Origin of the sequence: Arthrobacter sp. zg-Y238 (genome assembly GCF_024385525.1) — a bacterium.
In the GTDB taxonomy this organism is placed as follows: domain Bacteria; phylum Actinomycetota; class Actinomycetes; order Actinomycetales; family Micrococcaceae; genus Arthrobacter_B; species Arthrobacter_B jinronghuae.
Genome location: NZ_JANFLU010000006.1, coordinates 23,549 through 49,911, shown reverse-complemented (window position 1 = coordinate 49,911; position 26,363 = coordinate 23,549). Strand labels below are relative to the sequence as shown.

The following is a 26,363-nucleotide window of genomic DNA, read 5'->3' as shown; positions in this document are numbered from 1 at the left end:
CAGGACCTGCCGGTTTACCGGAGTCCTTGCCCTCGTAGCTCAGGGGATAGAGCGGTTGCCTCCGGAGCAACAGGCCGTAGGTTCGAATCCTATCGAGGGCACATTGAGACATAAGAGAAGAACCCCGCAGCCCCTGGCTGCGGGGTTCTTCTTGTTTTGCACCTGCGTCTAGTCCCCGGAGGCCCCGGCCGCGCCGGCAACACCGGAGGCCACGGCAGCACCGGCCGCCCCGACAGCACCGGCAGCCCCGGCGTCCTCGACGGCGGCACGAACCGCAGGCGGGCAAAGGAAGAACCGCGGCTGGAGCTCCTCCCACCCGGGATGCTTGGTCTTTTTCCCGTACTCAAGGTGCGCCTGGTCCAAGGGGTTGTCGGGAACGAGCCCGGGGCTGTCATTTCCCATCAACTGGAAGTGGTACATCCACCAGGACCCGTCCGCCTCCTGGTTCAGGAACGTGGCCTCCAGCGCCATGAGTTCCCGGCCCAGAGTGGCCAGGCACTCGTCGTAGCGCTCGTGGAGCATTGTCATCCAGTCGTCGAACGAAGACTCGCGGGAATCCAGCAGCCGTGCCCTGCTCAACTCCATGCGCATGCCCTGCGGCACGGACGGCGGCATGGTCCAGCCCGGGAAGTCCCGGGCAGCAGGCTCGAACGGAATGGGCGGATGCGCGGAAGGAGTCATGCGCCTGACTCTAGGGGGAATCGACGAACGGCACACGTCACGCCCGGGCTGAAGGTGGTGACAGGAGCGTGGGCCGGAATTCTTTCGGCCAAACCCTTGCGCCGGCCTCCCCCTTCGGGGTTATGGTGTTCGCACATACCAACCGGTCGGTTCCTACCGCCGGTCCGCACCACGAGAAATCCGGACACCACCCCGCATGAAGACCCTGAACATCAAAGAAGAGCTCGCACGGACCTCCGTGGAGCTTTTCGCGCGGCACGGCTACGCAAAAACGAGCGTGCAGCAGATCGTCGACGCGGCCGGGGTGACAAAAGGCGCGCTCTATCACTACTTCAATTCCAAAGACGACCTGCTCTTTGACATCTATGACCGCATCCTGACCCTCCAGCGCGAGCACCTGACCGAGATCATCGGACGGGGGCTGCCGGCAGTTGAAACCATGCGCCTGGTCTGTGAAGACGTGATTATGACGTCCATCGACTGGATCCGTGAAGGATCCGTGTTCTTCCGCTCCCAGCACATGCTCAGCGAGGACCGCCAGGAGGAAGTGAAGCGGAGGCGACGCGAATATAACGAGGCGTTCACCGCCCTCTTGGTCCACGGCCAGTCCGACGGCGTCTTCCGCACCGATATTCCGATTCCGGTGCTGGCTGCCAACTTCTTCTCCGACCCGCACTATCTCTCGTACTGGTACTCCCCCGGCGGGTCCATCAGCCGCGAACAGGCGGCCGCCCAGCTGACCGACCTTTACCTGGCCGGACTGCAGGCAAAGTAACCGACTTACCGCACCACGGCACCTCCTCAATACAGCGCCTCCTCAATACAGCACCACCGCACCTCCCGCACCACCTTCAAGACAGCACCATGCAAGGTAAGAGCAGAGACGATGGAGTACTCATGCAGGAGCAACATACCGACCGGTCGGAACCGCCGCGTCTCCGCTTGGACGGCATCACCGTCCGGTTCGGCGGCCTCACGGCGCTGGACTCGGTGTCCCTGGACATCCCCGCAGGCAGGATCGTGGGGGTCATGGGTCCCAACGGAGCAGGAAAGACCACTCTGTTCAACGTCATCTGCGGGGTGTTCCCGCCCACGGAGGGCAGCCTGGAGCTGGATGGACAAGGCTTTACCCCTCGTCCGCACAACCTGACCCGCTCCGGCGTCGCACGCACCCTGCAGGGGCTCGGTCTGTTCCCCGGGCTGACCGCGCTGCAGAATGTCACGGCAGGTCTGGCAGCCGGCTCACGCGGAGGCCTCGATCTCCTGGCCCTGCCCGGCTCCGTCCGCAGGGAAGCCCGGCTCGCAGAGCGGTCGATGCAAGCACTGGAGGCCCTCGGCATCGGCGGGTACGCCGCGTCCCTGCCCGACACCCTCCCCTACGGCATCCGCAAAAAGGTGGCCCTGGCCCGGGCGCTGGTCAGCGAACCGAGGCTGCTGCTGCTGGATGAACCTGCCGGCGGGCTCAGCCACGACGATATTGAGGAACTGGCTTCCATCATCCGCACCGTGCCCGGCGACGGGTGTTCGGTGGTGCTGGTAGAACACCACGTGGACCTGGTCATGGACGTCTGCGACCGCATCGCCGTACTGGACTTCGGCCGCCTGATCGCCGAAGGCACACCGGCCGAAATCGGTGCCGATCCCGCCGTCGCAGATGCCTACCTGGGAGTTGAGGTGGCATGACCGCCGCACTGGTATTGGAAGGCGTCAGTGCAGGTTACGGCGCCGTCCGGGTGCTGCACGGGATCGACCTTTCCGTGGCGGAAGGCTCCATCACCACCGTCGTAGGGGCCAACGGGGCCGGCAAGACCACCCTCCTGCGGACCATCACCGGCCAGCTGCGGCCCTCGGCCGGCAGCATCCGCATCAAAGACGGAAAGGACCTGACCCGGGTACCGGTCGAGGACATGGTGCGCCACGGCGTCGCACTGGTTCCCGAAGGCCGCGGCGTCATCACCGAACTGACGGTGGATGAAAACCTGCGCCTGGGCGGGCTGTGGCGGAAGGACCGTAAGGCAGCGGATGAGGTGCTCACCGGGATGTACGAACTCTTCGAGCCCCTTGCCCGACGCCGGAAGGCTGCCGGACACCAGCTCTCGGGCGGCGAGCGCCAGATGCTTGCGCTGGGGCGGGCCCTGATGGCCGCACCGTCGCTCCTCCTGCTGGACGAGCCGTCCCTGGGACTGGCCCCCAAGGTGACCGCACAGATCCTGGGCATGCTGCGCCGCCTCCGCGACGACACCGGCCTGACCGTACTGCTGATCGAGCAGAACGTCCGGAGTGCACTCGCTGTCGCGGACCACGGGGTAGTGCTCAACCTCGGCCGCATTGTCGCCTCACGGCCGGCGGCCGAGCTGGCCGAAGACACCGACCTCCGCCACACCTACCTGGGGTTCTAATGGACAGATTTCTTTTCCTCACCTTTGACGGCCTCGCCCGCGGCGCGGTCCTCGCTGCCTTCGCGCTCTCCCTGGTGCTGATCTGGCGCGCAGCCCGGATCGTGAACTTTGCGCAGGGCGCCATGGCGGTGGCGGCAACCTACATCGCCTTCACGGTCACCGCCCTCACCGGAAGCTACTGGGCCGGACTCGCTGCTGCCCTCGTAGCGGGTTTCCTCATCGGAGCCCTGGTGGAACGCGGCGTCATGCGCTTCGTGGGCAACAGTTCCGCCCTGAACCCGGTCATTGCCGGGCTGGGCCTGCTAATGCTGATCCAGGCCATCCTGGGCATGGTGTTCGGGAACAGCTACCGGACCATGGTGACGCCGTTCAGCTCAAACCCGGTGGAGATCTTCGGCATTACCGTCTTCTCCTCCTATGACCTCTTCGTCTTTGCCTGCATAGCCCTTTTGGTAGGCGGACTGGTCCTGCTGTTCACCAAGACGCCCCTGGGACTGCGGCTGCGGGCCTCCGCCTTCGCCCCGGACCTGGCCCGGCTCCTCGGCGTACGGACCTCGCGGATGCTCACCCTGGGCTGGGCCATGTCCTCCGCCCTGGGCGCGCTCGCCGCCCTGTTGGTCATCCCCACCGAGCTGGGACTCAATCCGCATGCCGCGGACACGGTCTTCGTTTATGCGTTCACCGTTGCCGTCATCGGCGGACTGGACTCCCCCGCCGGTGCCGTGCTGGGCGGACTGGCCGTGGGGGTGCTGCTGAGCTGGGTCAGCGGCTACGGGGGCGCCACCCTGACGCCCATCGCCATCCTGCTCCTTCTGCTGGCCGTACTGCTGGTCCGCCCCGGCGGAATCTTCTCGATGACCAAGGAGCGAACGGTATGAGCGTCACCAAGCGGTATGGCTTTGCCGGGGCCGCAATGGTCCTGCTGATCGGACTGACGTTTGTCATCCCGTCGTTCTCCTCGTACCAGCTCGCCACTGCCTGCGCCTACCTGTGCGGGATCGCCGGGCTGACCCTGCTTACGGGCGCCGGCGGCCAGCTGTCCCTTGGGCAGGCGGCCCTCATGGCTGCCGGAGCCTACAGCTACGCGCTGACCGCCAATACAATGGCCGACGCCGGCACGGAGGGCCCGCTGCTGCTCCTGGTGCCGCTGGCCGCAGCTGTCACCGGTGCAGCCGTCCTCGGCCTGGTGATCGGACTCGCTGCCGGGCGGCTTCACGGCCCCTACCTGGCCGGCTTCACCATGGCGCTGGTGGTGGCCCTTCCCGCGGTCACCAGCACGTTCTCCTCCGTGCTCGGCGGCGATCAGGGGTTGTGGATCACCGTGGAAAAACGCCCGACGGCGCTGCGCGGCATTGTGTCCAATGAAGCGTGGCAGGCATGGCTCGCCGTCGTCTGCTCCGTCCTGGTCCTGACCCTGCTGGCGAACCTGCTGCACGGACGCTTCGGCCGGCATCTGCGGGCCGTGCGGGACAACCCAGTGGCGGCGGCGCTCGCCGGCATCAACCCGGCCCGCACCAAAGTCACGGCCTTCGTCATCAGCTCCGCCGCGGCAGGGATGGGCGGAGGCCTGCTGGCGTACACCACGCAGAGTGCCGGTCCAGGGGCCTACTCACTGGTGTTCTCCCTCTTCCTGCTTATGGCCGCCGTGGTCGGCGGCATCGGTTCCCTGACCGGAGCTGTCTGGGGCGCCGTGCTCCTGGTTGCCCTGCCGCACCTGATCAGCACGGCCACTTCCCGGCTCGAGCTGTCCACGGACCTTGCCCAGCGACTGGACGGCAACCTTGCGGTTGCCATCTTCGGGATGGTCCTGGTCCTCGTGGTGCTGCTTGCCCCGCAGGGCATCCAGGGCCTGCTGGTCCGGGCCGGCCGCCGGCTGGGTCAGGCCCGTTCCGTTTCCGTTCCGCCGCAGTCCGCAAAACCCGCACCGTCACCAGCATCCAGTACACCCACCCGGTTATCCGCCCGGCACGAACCCGAGCAGCTACCGGCAACCCCGAAAGGTCAATGATGATCCGTTCCAAGCTCCGACTGGGCACCGCCGTCCTTGCAGCCGCTGCCCTCGGCCTGGCCTCATGCGCTTCACCGGACGAAGGAGGCGAGGCAGCCGCCGAAGATGTTCCCGGGATCACCGACACCACCGTCACCGTCGGTACCCACCAGCCGCTCACCGGACCGGCAGCAGCCGGCTACTCCACGATTTCGCCGGCCACGAAGGCATACTTCGATTACGTCAACGACAACGGCGGAGTCAACGGCCGCACCATTGAGTACATCGTGAAGGATGACGGCTACAACCCCGCCAACACCCAGACGGCGGTACGCGAGATGGTGCTCCAGGACGAGGTCTTCGCCCTGGTGGGCGGACTGGGCACGCCGCCGCACAGCGCCGTCCTGGATTTCGTAAACGACAACGAGGTGCCGGATCTCTTCGTGGCTTCCGGCAGCCCCACCTGGAACCAGCCCGATGACTACCCGTATACCTACGGTTTCATGGTGGATTACCCCACCGAGTCACGGATCCTCGCCACCTACGCGCAGGAGGAGTTCCCGGACAAGACCTACTGCTTCTTCGGCCAGGATGATGACTTCGGCGAGGAATTCCAGGCGGGGCTTGAAGCGGTGCTCGGAGAGGACGGCCTGGCCGACACCCAGGTCTACTCCACGGCCAATACCGATGTCGCGGCGCAGATCAGTGCGATGAAGGAAGCCGGCTGCGAAGTGAACTTCCTGGCCACCATCAACGGCTTCAGTGCCCAGGCAGTGGGGACGGCGGCGAAACTCGGCTACTTCCCGCAGTGGATGGCTTCCTCGGCCGGCGGGGATTTCAACACCCTGTCCGGCTATCTGGGCGAGAACACGAACAAGCTGCTGCAGGGCTTCGTCAGCGCCAACTACCTCCCGGGCTACTCGGACACCGAGGACGAATGGACGGCAAAATTCTCCGAAATCAACGAGGAGTACAACGCCGGGGCTCCGTTTGACGGCAACACCATTTTCGGAATGTCCATCGGCTACCTCTTCGTTGAGGCGCTCAAGGAAGCCGGGGAGAACCCGACCCGGGAATCCCTGCTCGAAGCACTCGAATCCGGCAACGTCACCGGCAACGGCCACGCACCGCTGGGCTTCGGCGAAGACAGCCACCAGGGGTACACCGGAGCAATGCTGACCCGGGTGGACAACGGAGTGCAGTCCTACTTCGGGACCCCGTTCGTGGTAACAGGTGACGAGGTGGAGGAATACACCGAAGAACGGCCTGCCATGCCGGCAGACGGCCTGCCCGAGTAGGGCCCGCGCCGGCCGGGTAGGGGCCGCGCCGGCCGGGTAGGGGCCGCGCCGGCCGGGTAGGGGCCGCGCCGGCCAATCGGCACGAGGGCCCGTCCAACCGGACGGGCCCTCGTCTCTGTTGCAGTGCCGCGGGCTAGCTAGCCCAGCACGTAAAGCGAAATCGACTCCGCGACGCAGGCAGGTTTGTCCACGCCCTCTATCTCGATGCTGACCAGGAGTTTAACCCGCACGCCCTGCGCCACGGTCTCCACCGAGGCGATCTCCGACCGGGCACGGACACGGCTGCCCACCGGCACCGGGTGCGGGAAACGCACCCGGTCCAGGCCGTAGTTCACACCCATCACCATGCCGTCCACGCGGAACCGGCTGGAGGCGAGCGCCGGCAGCAGGGCCAGGCTCAGATAGCCGTGAGCAATGGTGCCGCCGAAGGGCCCCTCGGCAGCCCGTTCGGGATCCACATGGATCCATTGGTGGTCATCAGTGGCCTTGGCGAACAGGTTCACCCGCTCCTGGTCAATGAGGACCCACTCGCTGGTCTCCTGGCGCCCGACTGCTTCCTCGAGTTCCTGCACGGAACCGAAATGCGCCACCGCTAGGCCTTCGGTCCGCCGGCGACGTAGAGCACCTGTCCGGAAACGAACGAGGCCTCCTCGCGGGCAAAGAAGGACGCCGCCGCAGCGATGTCCGCGGGGGTCCCGGCCCGCCCCACGGGGATTTCCTTCGCCGCATGCGCCACGAAGTCTTCGAACGGCACTCCCACGCGTTCCGCCGTCGCCCGTGTCATGTCCGTCTGGATGAAGCCGGGGGCAATCGCATTTACTGTGACGTTGTAACGGCCCAGTTCGATGGCCAGTGTCTTGGTGAAGCCCTGGATGCCTGCCTTGGCCGCGGCGTAATTCGCCTGGCCGCGGTTGCCGAGGGCGGAAGTGCTCGAGAGGTTGATGATGCGCCCCCATTTTTGCTGCACCTGATGCGCCTGCACCGCCCGGCTCATGAGGAACGCTCCACGCAGGTGCACTCCCATCACGGCGTCCCAGTCCGTATCCGTCATCTTGAACAGCAGGTTGTCCCGGAGGATGCCGGCGTTGTTGACCAGGATGGTAGGCGCGCCCAGCTCCCCGGCGATGCGGCCCACCGCCTGCTCGACGGCGGCGGCGTCGGCGACGTCGGCGCCTACACCCACGGCCTTGCCGCCGGAGTTGTTGATGGCCTCCACGGTGGCGGCCGTGTCCTCCTCCCGCAGGTCAAGGACGGCAACGCGGTGTCCGTCCACTGCGAGCCGCATGGCGACCGCTGCGCCGATCCCGCGTCCTGCTCCGGTGACGACGGCGGTGCGCTGGTCCAAGGGTGCTGGTGCCTCTGTCATGTCTCTCCTGCCGGTGGCGGCAGCCCACTGAGTGTGTGCTGCGTCTCTTTTGCCGAGGGTACCGACCGGACGGTACGGGCGCAACGGGAGGCGTGGTCAGGGATTCCGTGCGGCCGACGCCGGGCCGCCCGGTGTACACCTAACGGGCTCATCCGGCGCCCAAAACCCCGGACTCTCGGCGCGCACCACAGGCCCGGCCGGTCTCAGCGCGGCTGCCGTGCGGCCACACCGCGGAAGGTCCGGCGGTAGGCGGCAGGGCTGGCTCCTACATCCCGATGGAAGTGGTGACGCAGCAGTTCAGGCTGGCCGAATCCGGAGGCCCGAGCCACCTCGTCAATGCTGAGATCCGTATCCTCCAGCAGTTCCTGCGCGTAAAGCACCCGCTGTGCGTTGATCCAAGTGGCCGGAGTTGTCCCGGTTTCGGCCCGGAAACGGCGTGCGAAGGTCCGCGGCGACATGGCGGCCCGGGACGCCAGGTCCTTCACGCTGTGCTCCTGCGCGAGGTGTTCCCCGATCCATTCCAATACCGGCTCCAGGGTTTCGCATGAACCACCAGGGACCGCACGGTCAATGTACTGCGCCTGTCCCCCGTCCCGGTGGGGAGGCACCACCATGTCGCGGGCGATGGCACCGGCGATCTTCGCCCCGCATTCAATCCGGACCAGATGCAGCGCTGCATCAATGCCGGCAGCGGTGCCGGCGCTGGTGATGATGTTCCCGTCCCGGACATACAGCACATCCGCATCCACCTGGACGGCCGGGTAGCGGGCAGCCATCTCCGCCGAGTACATCCAATGCGTGGTGGCCCGGCGCCCGTCCAGCAACCCGGCTTCGGCGAGGCGGAAGGCGCCCGTACAGATGCTCATCACCCAGGCACCGCGCTGATGTGCGCGGCGCAGCACGTCCAGGACCCGGGGATCGGTTTCCGCCGCATTGTCACCCGCAGGAGCCATCACCACGAGGTCCGCGTCCTCCGCTGCCCTAAGCCCGGAGTCCACCGTGATGCTGAACCCGGCCTTAGTGGACACCAGGCCCGGTTCCGGAGTGCACAGCCGGAAATCGAACACGGGGACTCCCCCGCCCCGCTGCGAACGGTTAATGCCGAACACCTCGACCATCACGCCGAACTCAAACGGCGCGACACCGTCCAGCACTATTACCGCTACGGATCGAAGCATGCCGTAAGTGTGCTCCTCCAGTGGCAGGATTTCTACGGTAATGGGCATTCCTGCCACTTATTCTCCGGCAGGACCAGCGCCAGCATGGAGTCATGGTTATTGTGCTCTTAATCCTCGCCGCCGCTATTACGTTGGCACTCGTCCTCCGCGCCACCGTCCGTGCATTGTCCAATGACGGTTACGGCCACCTCCCCAGCGTCCCGTCCCACCGGTCCTGGGACGGCACCGTGTACTGACCCGGCTACTCCCCCCGCCTGCGGGTGATACGGCCAGATTAGTTTCCAATCAGGACAGCTTCCGACCGCATTGACGCGTAGTTTTGATTCCATGTTGGAGACTTCCGCACGGCTCCTGCAGCTGCTTTCGCTGCTGCAGCTGCGACGCGAGTGGACCGGGGCAGCGCTCGCGGAACGGTTGTCCATCACCGAACGCACGGTGCGCCGGGACATCGGCAAGCTGCGCACGCTCGGCTATCCCATCTCGGCGTCCCCGGGCATTGCCGGCGGCTACCAGCTCGGTGCCGGAGCGCAGCTTCCGCCGCTGCTGCTCGACGACGACGAGGCCCTCGCCGTCGCACTCGGGCTTGCCGCGGTGGCCACGGGACCCGTGACCGGAATCGGGGAAGCCTCGGTCCGGGCGCTGGCGAAGCTCGAACAGGTCCTGCCCGGGCGGCTCCGCCCCAAGTTCTCGGCCCTGCGCCAGTCCGTCTCCACGCTGGCCGGGCCGCCGGGCGGCGTCGACCCGGAGATCCTTACCGCCTTTTCCGCCGGCATCACCGAGCACCGGGTCCTGAGCTTCCGTTACACCGCGGCCGACGGCGGCTCCGGCCGCCGGATCGTGGAACCCTACCGGCTGGTCGGCACCGGCAGGCGCTGGTACGCCGTCGCCTGGGACCTGGACCGCTCTGACTGGCGGACCTTCCGGGTGGACCGCTGCACCAGCACCCCCGCCCCGCGCGAGCGGTTCACGCCCCGGCCCCTGCCGGCCCGGGACCTCGCCGCCTACGTCCAGGAATCGATTACCCGCAACCCCTACCGCTACTCCGTTGTGGTGCGGCTGGCTGCTCCGCTGGCGGCGGTCGCCGAACGGGTGCCGCCGGATGTGGCCAGCCTCGAAGCGGACGGCCCCGGGCACACCATTGTGCGCGGCGGCTGGGATTCCCTGGACCTCCCCCTGATCAACCTGACCGCCTGGGGCGTGCCCTTCGAGATCCTCGACCCGCCGGAGATGCGGGAGCGGGCCCGCCGCGCGGTCTCCCTGCTGCAGCGCGCCGTCGAAATCCCGCCCACGGCGGAATCCGGAAAGACCGTCCGGCCAAGCCACTAGACTGGTGGCAATCATGGCACTGACAATTTCCTATCCCGAACAGCTGCCCGTTTCCGAGCGCCGCGAAGACATCATGGCAGCGATTGCCGCCAACCAGGTCACCGTCATCGCGGGCGAAACCGGGTCCGGAAAAACCACGCAGATTCCGAAGATGTGCCTGGAACTGGGCCTGGCCGAGAACGGCCTGATCGGGCACACCCAGCCCCGGCGGCTTGCCGCGCGCACCGTCGCCGAGCGGATCGCCTCCGAGCTCGACGTCGAGCTCGGCGAGGAGGTGGGCTTCCAGGTCCGCTTCACCGGTGAGACCGGCCGGAAAACCAAGGTCAAGCTGATGACCGACGGCATCCTGCTGGCCGAAATCCGGCATGATCCGAAGCTGAAGAAGTACAGCACCATCATCATCGATGAGGCCCACGAACGCAGCCTGAATATCGACTTCATCCTCGGGTACCTGCGCCGGCTGCTGCCCCAGCGCCCGGACCTGAAGGTCATCATTACCTCGGCCACCATCGATCCGCAGCGGTTCGCCGAGCATTTCGCGCTCAACGGCACCCCGGCGCCCATCATCGAGGTGTCCGGCCGGACCTTCCCGGTGGAGATCCGCTACCGCCCGCTGAACCAGCCGGCGGACGGTGGCAGCGACGAAGACGGCATGGACGACGAGCTGGAAGAAGACCGGGACCCGGTGGACGCCGTCTGTGACGCCGTCGACGAGCTCTCCCGCGAGGCGCCCGGCGACGTCCTGGTGTTCTTCTCGGGCGAGCGGGAAATCCGTGATGCCGCAGAGGCCCTGCGTTCCTCCGTTTCGCGCAATCCCCGGCTGGCCAATACCGAGATCCTGCCGCTCTTCGCGCGGCTTTCCCTGGCCGAGCAGCACAAGGTCTTTTCCCCGGGCCGCAACCGCCGGATTGTCCTGGCCACCAACGTTGCCGAGACCTCCCTGACAGTCCCCGGCATCAAATACGTCATCGACACCGGCACGGCGCGCATCTCGCGCTATTCCCACCGCACCAAGGTCCAACGGCTTCCGATCGAGCGGATCTCCCAGGCCTCGGCCAACCAGAGGTCAGGCCGCTGCGGACGCGTTTCCGACGGCATCGCCATCCGGCTGTATTCGCAGGAGGACTTCGAGTCCCGGCCCGAATTCACGGATCCCGAAATCCTGCGCACCAACCTCGCCGCCGTGATCCTGCAGATGGCGGCCATGGGCGTGGCCAAGGGGCCCAAGGACGTTGCCGATTTCCCGTTCGTCCAACCGCCGGATTCCAAGGCAATCAACGACGGCGCCGTGCTGCTGCGCGAACTCGGGGCACTGCACCCCCAGGGCGGGATCACCGAGGTAGGCCGCAAGCTGTCGCAGCTTCCGGTGGATCCCCGGCTGGGCCGGATGATCGTCGAAGCCGGCAACCGCGGCTGCACCAAGGAAGTCATGGTGCTGACTGCCGCCCTGACCATTCAGGATCCGCGCGAGCGTCCCTCCAAGGATGATCCCGCCCGGGCACAGAAGGCCGCCGAAATGCACAAGCGGTTCGTGGACGAGAACTCGGACTTCACCGGCTTCCTGAACCTGTGGCGCTATGTGGAGGAAAAGCAGAAGGAGCTCTCCTCCTCGGCCTTCCGCCGCCTGTGCAAGAACGAGTTCCTGAACTTCCTGCGCATCCGTGAATGGCAGGACCTGTTTGCCCAGCTGCGCCAGCTGGCCAAGCCGCTGGGAATCACGCTCGCCCCGGAGCCGGTGGACCCGGTCGGCAAGTACCGGGAGATCCACATGTCCCTGTTGGCAGGCCTGCTCAGCCACATCGGCCTCTACGACCAGCGCAAGCGCGAATACGCCGGTGCACGCGGTACCCGGTTCGCGGTGTTCCCGGGTTCTGCGTTGTTCAAGAAGTCCCCGGACTGGGTGATGGCCGCCGAACTCGTGGAAACCTCGCGCCTGTGGGCGCGGGTGGCAGCGAAGTTCGATCCGCTGTGGGCCGAGGAAGTGGCCCCTCACCTGGTCAAGCGCAGCTACAGCGAACCGCACTGGTCCAAGAGCCGCGGAGCCGTGATGGCTTACGAGAAGGTCACCGTCTACGGCGTACCCGTGGTTCCGCAGCGCAGCATCAACTACGGCCGCATCGACCCGGTGCTCTCCCGCGAGATGTTCATCCGCCACGCCCTGGTCGAAGGCGACTGGCGTACGCACCACAAGTTCTTCCACCGCAACCAGGCACTGCTGGCGGAGGTGGAGGAACTGGAGAACCGGGTCCGGCGCCGCGGGCTGCGCGTGGATGACGAAACCCTCTTCGAGTTCTACGACGAGCGGGTGGGCGCCGACGTCGTGTCCGAGCGGCACTTCGACAAGTGGTGGAAGCACGCCCGGCACGAAAACCCGTCCCTGCTGGACTTCGACCCGGACGCCCTGCGTACGGACGATGCCGAGGGACTCGACGAGAACGACTTCCCGAAGTCCTTCTTCTACGGCTCCTTCGAGCTCCCGCTCAGCTACGAATTCACCCCCGGTGTGCCCTCCGCCAACGACGGTGTCACCGTGGAGGTGCCGGTCCTGTTCCTGAACCAGCTCACCCCCGGACCGTTCACCTGGCAAATCCCGGGCCTGCGCGCCGAGCTCATTACGGCCCTGATCAAGTCCCTGCCCAAGGCGGTGCGGAAGAATTTCGTCCCGGCGCCCGACGTCGCCCGCTCGGCTGCCGCTGCCCTGGCTGCGGATTTCGACCCGGCGTCGGACGAGCTGGAACCGTCCCTGGAACTGGTGCTTCGCCGGTTGAAGGGATCCATCATTCCTCCGGGTTCCTGGAACTGGGATGCCGTGCCGGGCCACCTGCGGATGACGTTCACCGTGGTGGATTCCGCCGGCCGGGTGCTGGACGAGGGCAAGGACCTGGCGGCACTGCAGGAGTCCCTGGCCCCGGCCACGCGCCGCGCCATTGCGGAATCCCTCGGCGCCACGCCGTCCACCGTGCAGCCTCGCGGACCCAAGGGCCCCAACGGCAAGGGCAAGGCCGGCACCGGAAACGGCTCGAACAACGGCTCAGCCACCGGTTCCTCCGTGGCAGAGCAGACCGGCCTGACCGAGTGGAGCATCGGCACCTTGGAGAAGCAGGTCCAGCGGCTCGTGGCCGGCCACACCGTGACCGGCTACCCGGCGCTGGTGGACGAAGGCAGCACCGCCGGCGTGCGGATCTTCCAGAGCGCCGGCGAGCAGCAGGCCGCCATGCGTGCCGGCGTCATCCGGCTGCTGGTGCTGCGCGTTCCCAGCCCGGCGAAGTACGTGCTGGAGCACCTGAGCAACACCGAAAAGCTGACCTTCAGCCAGAATCCGCACGGGAGTGTGGCCGCGCTGATCGAGGACTGCACCCTGGCCGCGGTGGACAAGCTCACGCCGGAGAAGCTTCCGTGGACGCGGGCCGAGTTCGACGCACTGTATGAAACGGTGCGGGCCGAACTGATCGATACCGTCTTCACCGTCACGGCGATCGTGGAGAAGATCCTGGCCAGCACCCGGCGGATCACCAAGGCGCTCAAGGGCACCACTTCACTGGCCTTGATCAGTGCCCTGAATGACATCAGGGCGCAGCTGGATGCCCTGGTGTACCCCAGTTTCGTGGCCCGCACCGGATATGCGCAGCTGATGCACCTGCCCCGCTACCTGGCCGGGATTGAACGGCGGCTGGAGAAGCTTCCGGGCAACGTGCAGCGGGACGGCCTCTCCATGGCCGTGATCCACCGCCTCGAGGACGAGTACGACGACGCCGTGGCGGCACTCGCGCCGGGCCGCGGCACTCCCCCGGAACTCGCGGAGGTCCGCTGGCTGATCGAGGAGCTGCGGATCAGCTTCTTCGCGCAGGAACTGGGAACGGCCCGGACCGTTTCGGAGAAACGGATCCGGACCGCCCTGAATTCGGCGCTGGCTCCGGCCTAGGCCGGGCTTGGAGCCCGGCGCCGGGCCGGAGGCCTAGGCTTCGGGGACGAACTCCCCATGCCCGGCGTCCCGCAGGCCCTGGCGCAGCTTCTCCGCGTTGGCCGCCATCCGCTCGGGGTCCGGGTTGGACTCGGCCCGGCTGAAGTCGAAGTCCTGCATCGAGTCGGCAGGCCAGACGTGCAGGTGAAGGTGGTCCACCTCGAAGCCGGCAATGGTCAGGCCTGCCCGCTCGGAACCGAAAACGGCGACCTGTGCCTGGCCGACGGTCTGCGCCACGGTGATGAGCTTCTGCATCAGCTCCGCCGGTGCGTCCGTCCACTTGTTGATCTCCTCGCGCGGCACCACCAGGGTGTGGCCGTCGCTGAGCGGACCAATGCTCAGGAACGCGACGACGTCGTCGTCCTTCCAGACAAAATGTCCGGGAATCTCGCCGTTGATGATCCGGGTAAAGAGTGTAGGCATGGGTGCTCCTTCAGGTTGTTCCTTGGGCGCGGCGGAGGGCAGGGGTGCCCGCAGCGGCGGAGGAACGGGTCGGCCGGTAAACATGCTTCGACGCTACCCCTTTTCCGGCGGGTTTTCGGGCCGGCCCGGATCGGCGCCGACGGCAGCCGGCGTACCGGGCGTGTTGGACCACTGCGACCAGGAGCCCGGGTAGAGCGCCGCGGTGATGCCGGCCTGCGCCAGTGCGGCGACCTCATGGGAGGCGAAGATACCCGAACCGCAGTACGCGGCAACGGGCCGGTCCGGACGCACGCCGAGGGCCTCGAAGGCGCGGCCCAGTTCTTCAGGCGCCCGGAAGCTGCCGTCCGGGGTGAGGTTGTCCGTGGAGGGCCGGTTGACTGCTCCCGGGATATGTCCGGCCCGGGGATCCACCGGTTCGGACTCTCCGCGGTAGCGCTCCGGTGCACGGGCGTCGATGAGTGTTCCGTCGGCTGCCACCCGGGCGGCATCCGCCGTCCCGATCACCGGCATGTGCCCCCAGGACAGGTGCACCGTCCCGGGCTCCGGCTGCACCGGACCGCTTTCCAGCGGCAGTCCTGCCCCGCGCCAGGCCGCGAGGCCGCCGTCGAGCAGGAAGACGTCCTTCTCTCCGGCGTGCCGCAGCAGCCACCAGGCGCGGGCGGCGGCCGTGCCCGCGGCGTCGTCGTAGACCACCACCGTGTCCCCGTCGTTCAGGCCCCAGCGGCGGGCGGCTTCGGTGAAGGCGGCGGGATCCGGCAGCGGATGCCTGCCCTCCGCGGGGACGGCGGGGGCCGAAAGTTCGGTGTCCATATCCACGTACACCGCACCGGGCAGATGTTCGTCCAGGTACTTTTCCCTGCCGTCGGCGGCGCCCAGGACCCAGCGCACGTCCAGCAGCACGGGCTGCCGCTCCGCGCCGAGGCGTTCGTGCAGCTGCTGCGGGGAGATCAGGACCTGCATTACAGGTCCACGGTTTCCCCGGCGTCCAGGTGCCGGAACTCGGTGCCGTAAACCTTGCCGAACCGGGTCACGTGCCCCTCGACCATCCCCAGTCCCCGGTCGTTCAGGAGCCCCTCGTGGATGGGGTAGGCCCGCTCCGCACCGGTGGCAATGACGAAGTCGATGACCTCCCCCGCCTTTGACCAGGGTGCATGGACCGGCACCAGCACGGTCCGCGGCCGCAGCCCGTTGGGGACCACGAACGAATCCCCCGGGTGGTAGACCCGGCCCTCCACGAGGTAGCCGATGTTGGCCACCAGGGGAATCAGCGGATGGATCAGGGCGTGCTGGCCGCCGAAGGACTGGATGCCGAAACCCGCAACCGTGAAGCTGGTGTTGGGCTCGACGTCGTGGATGCGGCCGGCCACCTCCGGTCCGGCTTCCTCGCGAAGGAGTGCAGCAAGACCCGCCGGGGCGTGGAGCTCCAGCGACGGCTGCTCCTGCATCGCGGCAAGCACCCGCGGGCGGTCCAGATGGTCTGCGTGCTCGTGGGTCACCAGGATGGCATCGGCATCCTTCAGCGCCGTTTCAACTTCGGAGAAGGTGCCGGGATCCAGCACCAGGACGTGCCCGCCCTGCTCGAAGCGGACACAGGAGTGCGTGAACTTCGTCATTTTCATAGCGCCACCCTACTCCGGGGCCGTCCGGCCGTGCAGGACGGGCGTACGGTGCTGCTGATAATCTTAGGGTTCTATCGATCCCTGCGGCCCCGGTGCCGCCCGCCTGCCGTCCCACCCGCTGGAGGAACATCCGTGTCATCCGAGACATCCCGGACGTCCAAACGCGCACCTGAGCAGCGGGTAACCCGCCAGCGGCTGGCAGTGGGCCGCGCCCTGGACGAACTCAATGACTTCGTCAGCACCCAGGAACTCTTCCGGCTGCTGCAGGAGCGCGGAGAGCGGATCTCCCTGGCTACCACCTATCGGGTCCTGCAGTCCATGGCGGACGAGAACCTCGTGGACGTGCTGCGGGGCGGCGACGGCGAGGCGCTGTACCGGCGGTGCGCCGTCGAGCACCACCACCATCACTTGGTCTGCCGCGAATGCGGCAAGGCAGTGGAGGTGGAGGCACCCGCGGTGGAGAGCTGGGCTGCGGCCCTGGGCGCCAAGTACGGCTTCACCGAAGTGGCGCACACCGTTGAGGTTTTCGGCCTGTGCCCGGAGTGCAGCGCCCGTAAAGGCTAGGCGGCGGCGGTAGCCGTATTTGCGCTGAGCTCCCGGCGCCGGTGCCCGCCGCGCATGCGCCGGATAACCCGGCAGACCAGGTAGATCGCGAAGGACACCGTGGTGACGTACGGGCTGATCGGAATCCGGCCGCCCAGCGCCAGCAGGATGCCGCCGACCGAGGAGGCCAGGGCGAAGAGCACGCTCAGGAACACCACCAGCCGCGGCGAGGACGTCACGAGCAGGGCTGCTGCAGCCGGAGTAATCAGCAGGGAAAGCACCAGCAGGGCCCCCACCACCTGGATGGACAGGGCGACGGACAGGCCCAGCAGGAACATAAAAACAATCGACAACGTCCGCACCGGCACGCCGCGGGCCTCTGCGAGGTCCGGGTCCGCACTGGCGAAAGTCAACGGCCGCCAGATGAACAGCAGTGCGGCAACGACGACAGCGGCAACCCCGGCCAGCAGGTTCAGCTGCACGGTATCCACCGCGACGATCTGGCCGGTCAGCAGACCGAACTTGTTGGCTGAGCGGCCTTCATAGAGGCCCAGGAACAGGATGCCCAAACCGAGCCCGAAGGGCATGATGACGCCGATGATCGAGTTCCGATCCCGGGCCCGCAGGCCCATGACGGCCAGCAGGACGGCCGCCGCCACCGACCCGGCCAGCGAACCGACCACCACGTTCACGCCGATCAGCAGGGCAAAGGACGCCCCGGCGAAGGAGAGCTCGGCAATGCCGTGCACGGCGAAAGCCAGGTCACGCATCAGGACGAAGGTGCCGATCAGCCCGCCGACCAGGCCAAGGATCGCAGCGGCCCAGATGGAATTGCTCACCAGCGGAAGCAGCTCGCCGTAATCGCTGAAATCAAAAACCGCATCGAAGAAACTACGCAGGTCCAAGATCGCCCTCGCTTTCTCCGTGGTGGTGGGTGGTGGCGTCCGGAATGCCCAGGACCACTATCCGGCCGTGGCTGCGCAGGACTTCGACGCGGCTGCCGTACATTTCCGAGAGCACGTCGCTTCGCAGGACTTCGGCGGGGGTGCCGGTGCGGAACTGTCCGCCGGCCAGGTACAGCACGCGGTCCACGTACTCGATAACGGGATTGATTTCGTGGGTCACGAAGACGACGGCGGCGCCGTCGTCGTGGCAGCGCCGTTCGATCAGGGAGCTGATGGCCTGCTGGTGGTGCAGGTCCAGGGAGAGCAGCGGCTCGTCGCAGAGCAGCAGATCCGGGTTGGTGGCCAGCGCCTGGGCCGCCCGCAGTCGCTGCAGCTCGCCGCCGGAGAGCCGCCCCACGGGTTCATCCGCGTAGGACGTTGCCCCCACCTGCTCGAGCAGCCGGTCCACGCGGCGGCGCACCGGCTTTCCGCGCAGCCGCAGGCCCCAGCGGTCGCCGTCGACGCCGAGTCCCACCAGGTCCCGTCCGCGCAGCGGGGTGCCGGGGCTGAAGGATTTCTGCTGCGGGATGTAGCCGATGTCCTTGCTCCCCCGCTGCACGTTGCGGCCGTTGATCGTGACGGTGCCCCCGGTGAGCGGCTGCAGTCCCAGCAGGACCTTCAGGAAACTCGTTTTACCTGATCCGTTGGGGCCGAGGACTGCCAGGAATTCACCGGCATTGATGTCCAGGTCAAGGTTCTTCCACAGGGTACGGTCCCCGTAGGACAGGCCTGCGTCCCGCAGTCGCACCACCGGGGAGGGCTGCCCGGAAGCATTCACTGCAGCACGCTTTCCATGTTGGCGGTGTTCTCGGCCATCCACTGCAGGTAGTCCTGGCCCTCGGGAAGGGTTTCGGAGAAGTCCACCACGGGAACATCAGCGTCCACCGCGGCCTGGCGCACCGCTTCCGTCTGGGAGGTGGAGGTCTGCTCGTTGTAGCCCAGGAAGGCAATGGAGCCGCCCGTCACCAGGTCCTGCATTTCCTTCAGTACGTGCGGCGGAACATCCGAGCCTTCCTCGACGGCCTCCGTGAAGTCCGAGGGGGTGGCGTTGTGCAGTCCGGCCGCTTCCACGAGGTAGTCCGGCACCGGTTCGGTCAGGGCGACGTCGCGTCCGCCGGCGGTTTCCCGAAGCGCGGCCAGGGAGGCGTCGATGTCCGCAATGCCGGCATTGAAGTCCGCGGCGTTGGTGCGGAACGTGTCGGCGGCCCCGGCATCCAGCTCGCCGAGGCGTTCGGCGGCGGCGTCGGCAAGCCGGCCCATGGCCTCGGGGCTGTACCAGACGTGTTCGTTGAAGGAGCCGTGGTTATGGCCGTGGTGGTCTTCGCCGGCATCGTGGCCCTCTTCATCTTCCGCGGAGTCGGAGTCCTCGAGGCCGGAGATCTCGACGGCATTGAGGATGTTCTCTGCGGGGATGCCTTCGTCTGCGGCGAGCTTCTCCAGGAAGGTGTCATAACCGCCGCCGTTGAGCACCACCAGGTCCGCCTTGGAGACCGCGAGCCGGTCCCGCGCCGAGGCCTCGTAGGAGTGCGGATCCTGGCTGGGCCGGTCAATCAGTGCGGTCACGTCGACGTTGTCGCCGCCGATCCCGGCAAGGATGTTGCCGTAGACATCGGTGGACGCCACCACGCGAACGACGCCGTCGCTGCCGCCGGCTTCACCGCCGTCTCCCCCGTCGCCGCCGCTGCAGCCCGTAAGCGCGAGTGCGGCGGCTGCAAAGACGGTTCCGGCCAGGCGGACGGGAAAGCGGCGCATAAGGTTTGATATCCCTGGGTAGGCGGTTCATGGCGGCGACAAACGGGCCCCGGCACCGCCGAAGCTTTTTCAGCATAACCTAAACGCGAATCATTCGCATCTAGGGGTTAGAGGCTTTCTCCGGTCCGGCGGATGCCCTGCGCCTGGGTGGCATCCCTGATCTCACCGACCAGCTGTTCAATGATGTCTTCCAGGAACAAGACGCCGCGGGTGGTTCCGTCCGGACCCAGCACGCGGGCCAGGTGGGAGCCGGTCCGCTGCATCACGGCCAGGGCGTCCTCGATTTCGTCATCCAGGCGGAGGTTGGCAAGCGTGCGGACCTTGTTCTCCGTGATCGGCCGTTCATAGGCCTCCAGCGGGATGGACATAACGTCCTTCAGGTGCATGTACCCCGTGAGGTTCCCGGCGTCGTCCACCAGGACGAAACGGGAGAAGCCGGTGCGGCCCACTGCACGCTCGAATTCCGCCGGAGTGGAGTCCGTGCCCAGGCTCACCAGTTCCTCCAGCGGCACCATCACCGTCCCCGCGGTCTGTCCGGAGAACTCGAGGGCACCGGAGATCAGGCCGGAATCGTCGGCCACGGTCCCGTGCTTCGTGGATTCCTCCACGATGGACTGCATCTCCTCCAGTGTGAAGGCCGAGGCGACCTCGTCCTTGGGGGTAATCCCCATGAGGCGCAGTGCGTGGTTGGCCATCCAGTTGAGCGTGCCGATAATCGGGCGGACCAGGCGGGAAATGAAGACCAGCGGCGGCGCGAGCAGCAGCACTGCACGGTCCGCCACGGACACCGAGATGTTCTTCGGAACCATTTCGCCGATGGTTACGTGCAGGAAGGTCACCAGCAGCAACGCCACCAGGAACCCGGCTCCGTCAGCTATTTCGACCGGAAGGCCCACGGCCTTCAGCGGCACCGAAAGCAGGTGGTGGATAGCCGGCTCGGCCACCGAGAGGATAAGCAGGGAGCAGACCGTAATACCCAGCTGCGCACACGCGAGCATCAGGGAAACGTGCTCCATGGCCCACAGGGTGGTCTTGGCCCGCTTCGATCCGGCTTCGGCATGGGGCTCAATCTGGCTGCGCCGCGCGGACATCACCGCAAATTCGCTGCCGACGAAAAACGCGTTGCCCAGGAGCAGGACAACCAGCCAGAAGATTCCCGCCAGGTCGCCGCTCATCGGATGCCTTCCCTGCGTGCCTGGCGCTCTGTGCTTCGCCCGGCGTTGTCCTCGTCTTGGATGTGTTCGGCCTGGCCCGAACCGGCCCCTTCCTCGGCGGGGATGAAGCTGACGCGGTCAATGCGCCGCCCGTCCATCCGTTCCACCTCGAGCACGCCGCCGGGTACCTCTACGCGGTCCCCTGCCTCGGCAATGCGGCCGAGCTCGGCCATGATGTAGCCGCCCACGGTTTCGTAGCCTGCTTCGTCCGGCATCCGCAGCAGCGGAACCAGCGCGCTGACCTCGTCGGGGCGCATGATGCCCGGGAAGTACCAGGCACCGGACGCGCTTTGCAGCACGCCGGGCTTGGCCTTGTCATGCTCGTCGGAAACTTCGCCGACGATCTCTTCCACCAGGTCCTCCAGGGTGGCGACGCCGGCGGTTCCGCCGTATTCGTCCAGGACGACGGCGAGCTGCAGGTTGGCGTTGCGGAGTTCGGAAAGCAGTGAGTCCAGGTGCACCGTTTCCGGCACCCGGAGGATCTCGCTCATGATCGCGGCCGCGGGCAGGGTGGCCCGCCTGCTGCGCGGCACGGCCACGGCCTTCTTGACGTGGACAACACCGCGGATATCGTCCGGTGAATCGCCGAGGACCGGGAAGCGGGAGTAGCCCGTGCGCCGCGCGGCCTCGATGACATCGGCCACGGGCTGCTCGGCATCGATCGTTTCGAGCCGGATGCGCGGAGTCATAACATCGGCAGCGGTTCGTCCGGCGAAGGAGAAAGTCCGGGACAGGAAGTCCGCAGTGCCCTTATCCAGGGTGCCCATCTCCGCGGAGCGCCGCGCCATTGAGGACAGTTCGGACGGCGTCCGCGCTCCACTGACCTCTTCCTTGGCCTCAAGGCCAAAGAGGTGGAGGATCTTGTTGGCGAAACCGTTCAACAGGAGCACCGCAGGCTTGAAGACCACGGTGAAGGCCAGCTGCGGCCGTGCCAGTGCCTTACCGATGCGGAACGGCATGGCGATGGACATGTTCTTGGGGATCAGCTCACCCAGCAGCATGGAAAGGAAGGTCGCCAGGATCATCGCCACGGTCACGGACACCGAGTCCACGGCAACGGGCGGCAGGCCAAGCGATGCCAACGGACCCTCCAGCAGGCGCCCGACGGAGGGTTCCATAACAAACCCCGTCAGCAGGGTGGTCATGGTGATGCCCAGCTGGCAGCTGGACAGCTGGGTGGAGAGGGTGGTCAGGCAGCGCAGCAGCGGTTCAGCTGCTTTGTCGCCCTCGTCCACTGCCCGGCGGACGGCAGGCTGGTCCAGTGCCACAAGGGCGAATTCCACGGCGACGAAGAATCCGGTGCCGAGAATCAGCAGGAGGCCAAAGAGGAGGTAAAGCCACTCCATGTCAGCACTCCCCCGCCGTCGGAACAGACGGCCTTAAGGAAGAGGTGTGAAACGCTGCACGAAAACGTTCAGACGGAGGGTGGTCGGCTGCAGCCGGACTGGAAGGCTCCGATGACGAGGCAGGCGGATGCTGGGCCGTGGGTGTGCGGGCGTTGCCGGCTCGTGGCGCACCGACTGCGGAAACCGCGGTCCGTGACGCAGGCCGGCGCCTAGAGAAACTGTCCATAGAAAGCCCAGTTTACAGGTTTGGTCCGGGGCCGCCACAGCCGCTTCTTCGGGCCGTTCCGGCCGGCCTGCAGCCACCGGCGCTTCATCAAGTGGTGCGGGATTGGCCACATGTTCGACTATGTCACTAGACTGGCATGAAGTCTCGGTCACTGCGCACCGGGCCGCACCAGTACTTGAGGCGGAAGCGTCAGAACATGGTGCCATCAGGGCAAACGGCAACTCATGGAAGAGGCGTATATCTAGTGCCAGACCAATCCAACCACCGCCTGCCGGAGGAATTCGGCGGCAACGAGTGGCTTGTCGATGAACTCTACGAGCAGTATTTGTCGAACAAGGACTCCGTTGACAAAAAGTGGTGGAGCATCTTCGAATCCTTCAAGGCTGAAGACTCCCAGTCCGGCAACGGCTCCAACGGAAACGCCGGTTCCCCGGACGGTTCCCGGCCCGCCACCCGCCAGCTTCCGGTGGTGAAAGCCGAGACCACGGCACCCAATGCACCGAAGGCATCAGGCGAATCGCCCGCTGCAACGCAGCAGTCGGGTAAGCCGCCGGTAGCCAAGGAACCGGCCAAGGCCGAGCCCGCGGCGAAGAGCGAGCCGAAGGCTGAGACCAAGGCTGCGCCGATTCCTGCGCAGCTGCCCAAGACCCAGCCCAGCGATGCCGCTGCCGAAGAGGACAAGGTCACCGTGCTGCGCGGTCCGGCCAAGGCGATTGCCACCAACATGGACCTCAGCCTGAGCGTCCCGACGGCAACCACCGTGCGCGCCATTCCGGCCAAGCTGCTGATTGACAATCGGATTGTCATCAACAGCCACCTGGAACGTGCACGCGGCGGAAAGATTTCCTTCACCCACCTGCTGGGTTACGCCATCATCCGTGCTGCCGCCCAGTTCCCCTCCATGAACGTGTTCTACGACGAGGTGGACGGCAAGCCCGTTGCCGTCCAGCCCGCACACGTTAACTTCGGCCTGGCCATCGACATGCCCAAGCCGGACGGAACCCGTCTGCTGGTCGTGCCGAACATCAAGAAGGCCGAAACACTGAACTTCTCGGAGTTCTGGCACGCCTACGAAGACCTGGTCAAGCGTGCCCGCAGCGGCAAGCTCGGCGCCGATGACTACCGCGGCACCACCATCTCCCTGACCAACCCGGGCGGCATCGGCACCGTGCATTCGGTGCCCCGCCTCTCCAAGGGCCAGGCCGCCATCATTGGTGCCGGTGCCCTTGAGTACCCGGCCGAGTTCCAGGGTGCCAACGAGAAGATCCTGGCCCGCAACGCGATCAGCAAGATCATCACCCTGACCTCCACCTATGACCACCGTGTCATCCAGGGTGCCGGCAGCGGCGAGTTCCTGCGCATCATCCACCAGTTGCTGCTGGGTGAGCAGAACTTCTACGACGAGATCTTCGAATCCCTGCGGATCCCGTACGAGCCCGTCCGTTGGAGCCCGGATATCCAGGTCAACCCGGACGAGCAGATCAACAAGGTTGCCCGCATCCAGCAGCTGATCCACGCCTACCGGGTCCGCGGCCATCTGATGGCGGACACCAACCCGCTGGAATACGTACAGCGCCGGCATGCCGACCTGGACATCCTGAACCACGGCCTGACGCTGTGGGACCTGGACCGGGAGTGGCCCACGGGCGGCTTCGGCGGCAAGCCGATGCTGAAGCTCCGCAAGATCCTCGGTGTGCTCCGGGACGCTTACTGCCGCACTGCCGGGATCGAATACATGCACATCCAGGATCCCGAGGAGCGCCTCTGGTTCCAGGACCGCTTGGAAACCAAGTACACGAAGCCCACCCGCGAAGAGCAGCTGCGAATCCTCAGCAAGCTCAACGCTGCCGAGGCTTTCGAGACGTTCCTCCAGACGAAGTTCGTTGGACAGAAGCGCTTCTCCCTTGAGGGCGGCGAATCCCTGATTCCGCTGCTGGACGCCGTGATTTCCGGTGCCGCCGACGACGGCCTCGAGGAAGTCGGCATCGGCATGGCCCACCGCGGCCGCCTCAACGTCCTGACGAACATCGCGGGCAAGACCTACGCACAGGTCTTCCGCGAATTCGAAGGCACCCAGGACCCCCGCAGCGTGCAGGGTTCCGGCGACGTGAAGTACCACCTCGGCACCGAGGGAACCTTCACATCGGACAACGGGAAGCAGACCAAGGTCTACCTTGCAGCCAACCCGTCCCACCTCGAAGCCGGAGATTCCGTGCTGGAGGGCATTGTCCGCGCCAAGCAGGACCGGCTGGACAAGGGCGACGAGTTCCCCGTGCTGCCGATCCTCGTGCACGGCGATGCCGCCTTCGCAGGCCAGGGCGTGGTGGCGGAAACGCTCAACCTCTCCCAGCTGCGCGGCTACCGCACCGGCGGCACCATCCACGTGGTGGTCAACAACCAGGTGGGCTTCACGACGTCGCCCACGTCCTCGCGTTCCTCCGTCTACTCCACAGATGTCGCGAAGATGGTCCAGGCACCGATCTTCCATGTCAACGGCGATGATCCCGAAGCAGTTGTACGGGTTGGCCAGCTGGCCTACGAGTACCGTCAGCGCTTCCACAAGGATGTCGTCATCGACATGGTCTGCTACCGCCGCCGCGGCCACAACGAAGGTGATGACCCTTCGATGACCCAGCCGATGATGTACAGCCTGATCGAGGCCAAGCGCTCCGTGCGCAAGCTGTACACCGAGTCCCTGATCGGACGAGGGGACATCAGCCAGGAGGAGGCCGAGCAGGCCCTGCGCGACTACCAGGGCCGTCTCGAGCGCGTCTTCGCCGAGACGCACGCCGCCCAGACCTCGCCCATCCCGGTGATCACCAAGGATTCCGAAGCGGTTTCCGATCTGGAACGTCCTGCTGCGCAGCAGGAAGGCACCACGATCATCAAGCCGGCAAGCACTGCGGTCTCCGCAGAGGTCCTGGCGCACATCGGCAAGGCCCACGTGGCCGTACCCGAGGGCTTCACGGTCCATCCGAAGCTGAAGTCCCTGCTGGAAAAGCGCGACCAGATGTCCCGTGAGGGCAACATCGACTGGGGCTTTGCCGAAATCGCCGCCTTCGGTTCGCTGCTGATGGAAGGTGTCCCCGTACGCCTCGCCGGGCAGGACTCCCGCCGCGGAACCTTCACGCAGCGCCACGCCGTCTTCCACGACCGCGCCACCGGCGAAGAGTGGGTGCCGCTGGCTGAGCTGGACCCGAACCAGGCCAAGCTGTGGATCTACGACTCCCTGCTCTCCGAATTCGCCGCCATGGGCTTCGAATACGGCTATTCGGTGGAGCGCCCTGATGCCCTTGTGCTCTGGGAAGCCCAGTTCGGTGACTTCGTCAACGGCGCCCAGACCATCATTGACGAGTTCATTTCTTCGGCCGAGCAGAAGTGGGGCCAGCGGTCCTCGCTGGTGCTGATGCTTCCGCACGGCTACGAGGGACAGGGACCGGACCACTCCTCCGCACGGATCGAGCGTTTCCTGCAGATGTGTGCCGAGGACAATATGATTGTTGCCAACCCGACCACGGGTGCCTCGCACTTCCACCTGCTGCGCCGGCAGGCGTACAGCCGCCCGCGGAAGCCGCTGGTGGTCTTCACCCCCAAGCAGCTGCTGCGTCTGAAGGCGGCCGCAACCTCGGTGGAGGAGTTCACGCACGGCGAGTTCCAGCCGGTTATCGGCGAGCATGCCGAACTGGATGCGAACGCCGTCGACCGCGTACTGCTGGTGTCCGGCCGCCTGTACTACGACCTGCTGGCAAACCGCCAGAAGACCGGCGACGACAAGACGGCAATCGTCCGCGTTGAGCAGCTCTACCCGCTCCCCGTCGACGAGATCCGGGCCGCTGTGGGCAAGTACCCCAACGCGGACATCGTGTGGGCGCAGGACGAGCCGGCGAACCAGGGTCCGTGGCCCTTCATCGGCCTCAACCTGCCCCAGCACCTGGATAGCCGCCTGCGCCTGGTCTCACGCCCGGCGTCGGCCTCCACCGCTACCGGCTCTGCCAAGCGCCACGCAGTGGAGCAGGACATTCTTGTGAAGAAGGCCTTCGAACGTCAGTAGGCTAGGTTTGGGGTGGGGCGCTTCGGCGTCCCACCCTGTTTTTTTGATT

Annotated in this window: 23 protein-coding genes and 1 tRNA gene; 12 read left to right on the top strand and 12 right to left on the bottom strand. The window is 66.4% G+C overall.

Annotated elements, in window-relative coordinates; translation table 11 throughout:
* Positions 1 to 28 precede the first annotated feature (28 nt).
* Positions 29 to 101, top strand: a tRNA-Arg gene (locus NNX38_RS06445).
* Positions 102 to 168: 67 nt separating this feature from the next.
* Here NNX38_RS06445 and NNX38_RS06440 read toward each other — a convergent pair.
* Complete coding sequence (locus tag NNX38_RS06440; RefSeq protein ID WP_255797257.1) at positions 169 to 681, bottom strand: DUF6176 family protein; 513 nt, start codon at positions 679 to 681, stop codon at positions 169 to 171.
* Between the two features lie 196 nt (positions 682 to 877).
* On the opposite strand from NNX38_RS06440, the gene NNX38_RS06435 reads away from it, so the two are divergent.
* The 6 genes from NNX38_RS06435 (at position 878) to NNX38_RS06410 (ending at position 6,365) form a co-directional block, all read left to right on the top strand.
* A complete protein-coding gene (locus NNX38_RS06435; RefSeq protein ID WP_255797256.1) occupies positions 878 to 1,456 on the top strand; it encodes a TetR/AcrR family transcriptional regulator in 579 nt (192 codons plus the stop codon).
* A gap of 122 nt (positions 1,457 to 1,578) precedes the next feature.
* Positions 1,579 to 2,364 carry an ABC transporter ATP-binding protein gene (locus NNX38_RS06430; RefSeq protein WP_255797255.1) on the top strand — a complete coding sequence of 262 codons (786 nt, stop codon included), beginning with the start codon at positions 1,579 to 1,581 and terminating at the stop codon, positions 2,362 to 2,364.
* Entirely contained in the window at positions 2,361 to 3,080 is a 720-nt protein-coding gene (locus NNX38_RS06425; protein WP_255797254.1) for an ABC transporter ATP-binding protein, read from the top strand. Before NNX38_RS06430 ends, NNX38_RS06425 begins: the two co-directional genes overlap by 4 nt.
* Positions 3,080 to 3,958, top strand: a complete 879-nt coding sequence (locus tag NNX38_RS06420) for a branched-chain amino acid ABC transporter permease (protein WP_255797253.1) — start codon at positions 3,080 to 3,082, stop codon at positions 3,956 to 3,958. Before NNX38_RS06425 ends, NNX38_RS06420 begins: the two co-directional genes overlap by 1 nt.
* The gene (locus NNX38_RS06415; protein WP_255797252.1) at positions 3,955 to 5,088 is read left to right on the top strand and encodes a branched-chain amino acid ABC transporter permease; all 1,134 of its coding nucleotides are present in this window, start codon (positions 3,955 to 3,957) and stop codon (positions 5,086 to 5,088) included. Before NNX38_RS06420 ends, NNX38_RS06415 begins: the two co-directional genes overlap by 4 nt.
* Positions 5,088 to 6,365 (top strand): ABC transporter substrate-binding protein, encoded by a 1,278-nt coding sequence (locus tag NNX38_RS06410; protein ID WP_255797251.1) that lies wholly within the window; start codon positions 5,088 to 5,090, stop codon positions 6,363 to 6,365. The genes NNX38_RS06415 and NNX38_RS06410 overlap by 1 nt, the downstream gene beginning before the upstream one ends.
* Before the next feature lie 137 nt (positions 6,366 to 6,502).
* On the opposite strand, the gene NNX38_RS06405 is transcribed toward NNX38_RS06410, so the two are convergent.
* The 3 genes from NNX38_RS06405 to NNX38_RS06395 all read right to left on the bottom strand — a co-directional run bounded on the left by NNX38_RS06405 (position 6,503) and on the right by NNX38_RS06395 (position 8,909).
* Positions 6,503 to 6,955: a MaoC family dehydratase gene (locus tag NNX38_RS06405; RefSeq protein WP_255797250.1), complete on the bottom strand. Its 453-nt coding sequence runs from the start codon at positions 6,953 to 6,955 to the stop codon at positions 6,503 to 6,505.
* 2 nt (positions 6,956 to 6,957) lie between these two features.
* Positions 6,958 to 7,731: a 3-oxoacyl-ACP reductase FabG gene (gene fabG / locus NNX38_RS06400; RefSeq protein ID WP_255797249.1), complete on the bottom strand. Its 774-nt coding sequence runs from the start codon at positions 7,729 to 7,731 to the stop codon at positions 6,958 to 6,960.
* 203 nt (positions 7,732 to 7,934) lie between these two features.
* Positions 7,935 to 8,909: a GlxA family transcriptional regulator gene (locus NNX38_RS06395; protein ID WP_255797347.1), complete on the bottom strand. Its 975-nt coding sequence runs from the start codon at positions 8,907 to 8,909 to the stop codon at positions 7,935 to 7,937.
* Positions 8,910 to 9,001: 92 nt separating this feature from the next.
* On the opposite strand from NNX38_RS06395, the gene NNX38_RS06390 reads away from it, so the two are divergent.
* The 3 genes from NNX38_RS06390 to hrpA all read left to right on the top strand — a co-directional run bounded on the left by NNX38_RS06390 (position 9,002) and on the right by hrpA (position 14,157).
* Positions 9,002 to 9,145, top strand: coding sequence for a hypothetical protein (locus NNX38_RS06390; RefSeq protein WP_255797248.1), 144 nt, complete (start codon positions 9,002 to 9,004; stop codon positions 9,143 to 9,145).
* A 91-nt stretch (positions 9,146 to 9,236) separates the two neighbouring features.
* The gene (locus tag NNX38_RS06385) at positions 9,237 to 10,235 is read left to right on the top strand and encodes a YafY family protein (protein WP_255797247.1); all 999 of its coding nucleotides are present in this window, start codon (positions 9,237 to 9,239) and stop codon (positions 10,233 to 10,235) included.
* A gap of 13 nt (positions 10,236 to 10,248) precedes the next feature.
* Positions 10,249 to 14,157 (top strand): ATP-dependent RNA helicase HrpA, encoded by a 3,909-nt coding sequence (gene hrpA / locus NNX38_RS06380; protein ID WP_255797246.1) that lies wholly within the window; start codon positions 10,249 to 10,251, stop codon positions 14,155 to 14,157.
* A 33-nt stretch (positions 14,158 to 14,190) separates the two neighbouring features.
* Here hrpA and NNX38_RS06375 read toward each other — a convergent pair whose 3' ends face one another.
* From NNX38_RS06375 to NNX38_RS06365, 3 genes are all read right to left on the bottom strand, one after another.
* Positions 14,191 to 14,619 (bottom strand): HIT family protein, encoded by a 429-nt coding sequence (locus tag NNX38_RS06375; protein ID WP_255797245.1) that lies wholly within the window; start codon positions 14,617 to 14,619, stop codon positions 14,191 to 14,193.
* A gap of 93 nt (positions 14,620 to 14,712) precedes the next feature.
* Entirely contained in the window at positions 14,713 to 15,579 is an 867-nt protein-coding gene (locus NNX38_RS06370) for a sulfurtransferase (RefSeq protein ID WP_255797244.1), read from the bottom strand.
* Positions 15,579 to 16,238, bottom strand: coding sequence for an MBL fold metallo-hydrolase (locus NNX38_RS06365; RefSeq protein WP_255797243.1), 660 nt, complete (start codon positions 16,236 to 16,238; stop codon positions 15,579 to 15,581). The genes NNX38_RS06370 and NNX38_RS06365 overlap by 1 nt, the downstream gene beginning before the upstream one ends.
* A gap of 132 nt (positions 16,239 to 16,370) precedes the next feature.
* Between NNX38_RS06365 and NNX38_RS06360 the strand changes: the two genes are divergently transcribed.
* Positions 16,371 to 16,802, top strand: a complete 432-nt coding sequence (locus NNX38_RS06360; protein ID WP_255797242.1) for a Fur family transcriptional regulator — start codon at positions 16,371 to 16,373, stop codon at positions 16,800 to 16,802.
* Here the strand turns inward: NNX38_RS06360 and NNX38_RS06355 are convergent.
* The 5 genes from NNX38_RS06355 to NNX38_RS06335 all read right to left on the bottom strand — a co-directional run bounded on the left by NNX38_RS06355 (position 16,799) and on the right by NNX38_RS06335 (position 22,037).
* Positions 16,799 to 17,686, bottom strand: coding sequence for a metal ABC transporter permease (locus NNX38_RS06355; protein WP_255797241.1), 888 nt, complete (start codon positions 17,684 to 17,686; stop codon positions 16,799 to 16,801). The genes NNX38_RS06360 and NNX38_RS06355 overlap by 4 nt on opposite strands.
* The gene (locus tag NNX38_RS06350; protein WP_370646379.1) at positions 17,673 to 18,503 is read right to left on the bottom strand and encodes a metal ABC transporter ATP-binding protein; all 831 of its coding nucleotides are present in this window, start codon (positions 18,501 to 18,503) and stop codon (positions 17,673 to 17,675) included. The genes NNX38_RS06355 and NNX38_RS06350 overlap by 14 nt, the downstream gene beginning before the upstream one ends.
* Positions 18,500 to 19,477, bottom strand: a complete 978-nt coding sequence (locus NNX38_RS06345; RefSeq protein WP_255797240.1) for a metal ABC transporter solute-binding protein, Zn/Mn family — start codon at positions 19,475 to 19,477, stop codon at positions 18,500 to 18,502. Before NNX38_RS06345 ends, NNX38_RS06350 begins: the two co-directional genes overlap by 4 nt.
* 107 nt (positions 19,478 to 19,584) lie before the next feature.
* Positions 19,585 to 20,652, bottom strand: a complete 1,068-nt coding sequence (locus NNX38_RS06340; RefSeq protein WP_255797239.1) for a hemolysin family protein — start codon at positions 20,650 to 20,652, stop codon at positions 19,585 to 19,587.
* Positions 20,649 to 22,037: a hemolysin family protein gene (locus tag NNX38_RS06335; RefSeq protein WP_255797238.1), complete on the bottom strand. Its 1,389-nt coding sequence runs from the start codon at positions 22,035 to 22,037 to the stop codon at positions 20,649 to 20,651. Before NNX38_RS06335 ends, NNX38_RS06340 begins: the two co-directional genes overlap by 4 nt.
* 470 nt (positions 22,038 to 22,507) lie before the next feature.
* Here NNX38_RS06335 and NNX38_RS06330 point away from each other — a divergent pair, with 470 nt between their 5' ends.
* Complete coding sequence (locus tag NNX38_RS06330) at positions 22,508 to 26,314, top strand: multifunctional oxoglutarate decarboxylase/oxoglutarate dehydrogenase thiamine pyrophosphate-binding subunit/dihydrolipoyllysine-residue succinyltransferase subunit (RefSeq protein WP_255797237.1); 3,807 nt, start codon at positions 22,508 to 22,510, stop codon at positions 26,312 to 26,314.
* Positions 26,315 to 26,363 lie beyond the last annotated feature (49 nt).

Coding starts and splice junctions, on each gene's coding strand:
- NNX38_RS06440 (WP_255797257.1), bottom strand. CDS start 681: ATGACTCCTTCCGCGCATCCGCCCATTCCGTTCGAGCCTGCTGCCCGG.
- NNX38_RS06435 (WP_255797256.1), top strand. CDS start 878: ATGAAGACCCTGAACATCAAAGAAGAGCTCGCACGGACCTCCGTGGAG.
- NNX38_RS06430 (WP_255797255.1), top strand. CDS start 1,579: ATGCAGGAGCAACATACCGACCGGTCGGAACCGCCGCGTCTCCGCTTG.
- NNX38_RS06425 (WP_255797254.1), top strand. CDS start 2,361: ATGACCGCCGCACTGGTATTGGAAGGCGTCAGTGCAGGTTACGGCGCC.
- NNX38_RS06420 (WP_255797253.1), top strand. CDS start 3,080: ATGGACAGATTTCTTTTCCTCACCTTTGACGGCCTCGCCCGCGGCGCG.
- NNX38_RS06415 (WP_255797252.1), top strand. CDS start 3,955: ATGAGCGTCACCAAGCGGTATGGCTTTGCCGGGGCCGCAATGGTCCTG.
- NNX38_RS06410 (WP_255797251.1), top strand. CDS start 5,088: ATGATCCGTTCCAAGCTCCGACTGGGCACCGCCGTCCTTGCAGCCGCT.
- fabG (WP_255797249.1), bottom strand. CDS start 7,731: ATGACAGAGGCACCAGCACCCTTGGACCAGCGCACCGCCGTCGTCACC.
- NNX38_RS06395 (WP_255797347.1), bottom strand. CDS start 8,909: ATGCTTCGATCCGTAGCGGTAATAGTGCTGGACGGTGTCGCGCCGTTT.
- NNX38_RS06390 (WP_255797248.1), top strand. CDS start 9,002: ATGGTTATTGTGCTCTTAATCCTCGCCGCCGCTATTACGTTGGCACTC.
- NNX38_RS06385 (WP_255797247.1), top strand. CDS start 9,237: ATGTTGGAGACTTCCGCACGGCTCCTGCAGCTGCTTTCGCTGCTGCAG.
- hrpA (WP_255797246.1), top strand. CDS start 10,249: ATGGCACTGACAATTTCCTATCCCGAACAGCTGCCCGTTTCCGAGCGC.
- NNX38_RS06375 (WP_255797245.1), bottom strand. CDS start 14,619: ATGCCTACACTCTTTACCCGGATCATCAACGGCGAGATTCCCGGACAT.
- NNX38_RS06370 (WP_255797244.1), bottom strand. CDS start 15,579: ATGCAGGTCCTGATCTCCCCGCAGCAGCTGCACGAACGCCTCGGCGCG.
- NNX38_RS06365 (WP_255797243.1), bottom strand. CDS start 16,238: ATGAAAATGACGAAGTTCACGCACTCCTGTGTCCGCTTCGAGCAGGGC.
- NNX38_RS06345 (WP_255797240.1), bottom strand. CDS start 19,477: ATGCGCCGCTTTCCCGTCCGCCTGGCCGGAACCGTCTTTGCAGCCGCC.
- NNX38_RS06340 (WP_255797239.1), bottom strand. CDS start 20,652: ATGAGCGGCGACCTGGCGGGAATCTTCTGGCTGGTTGTCCTGCTCCTG.
- NNX38_RS06335 (WP_255797238.1), bottom strand. CDS start 22,037: ATGGAGTGGCTTTACCTCCTCTTTGGCCTCCTGCTGATTCTCGGCACC.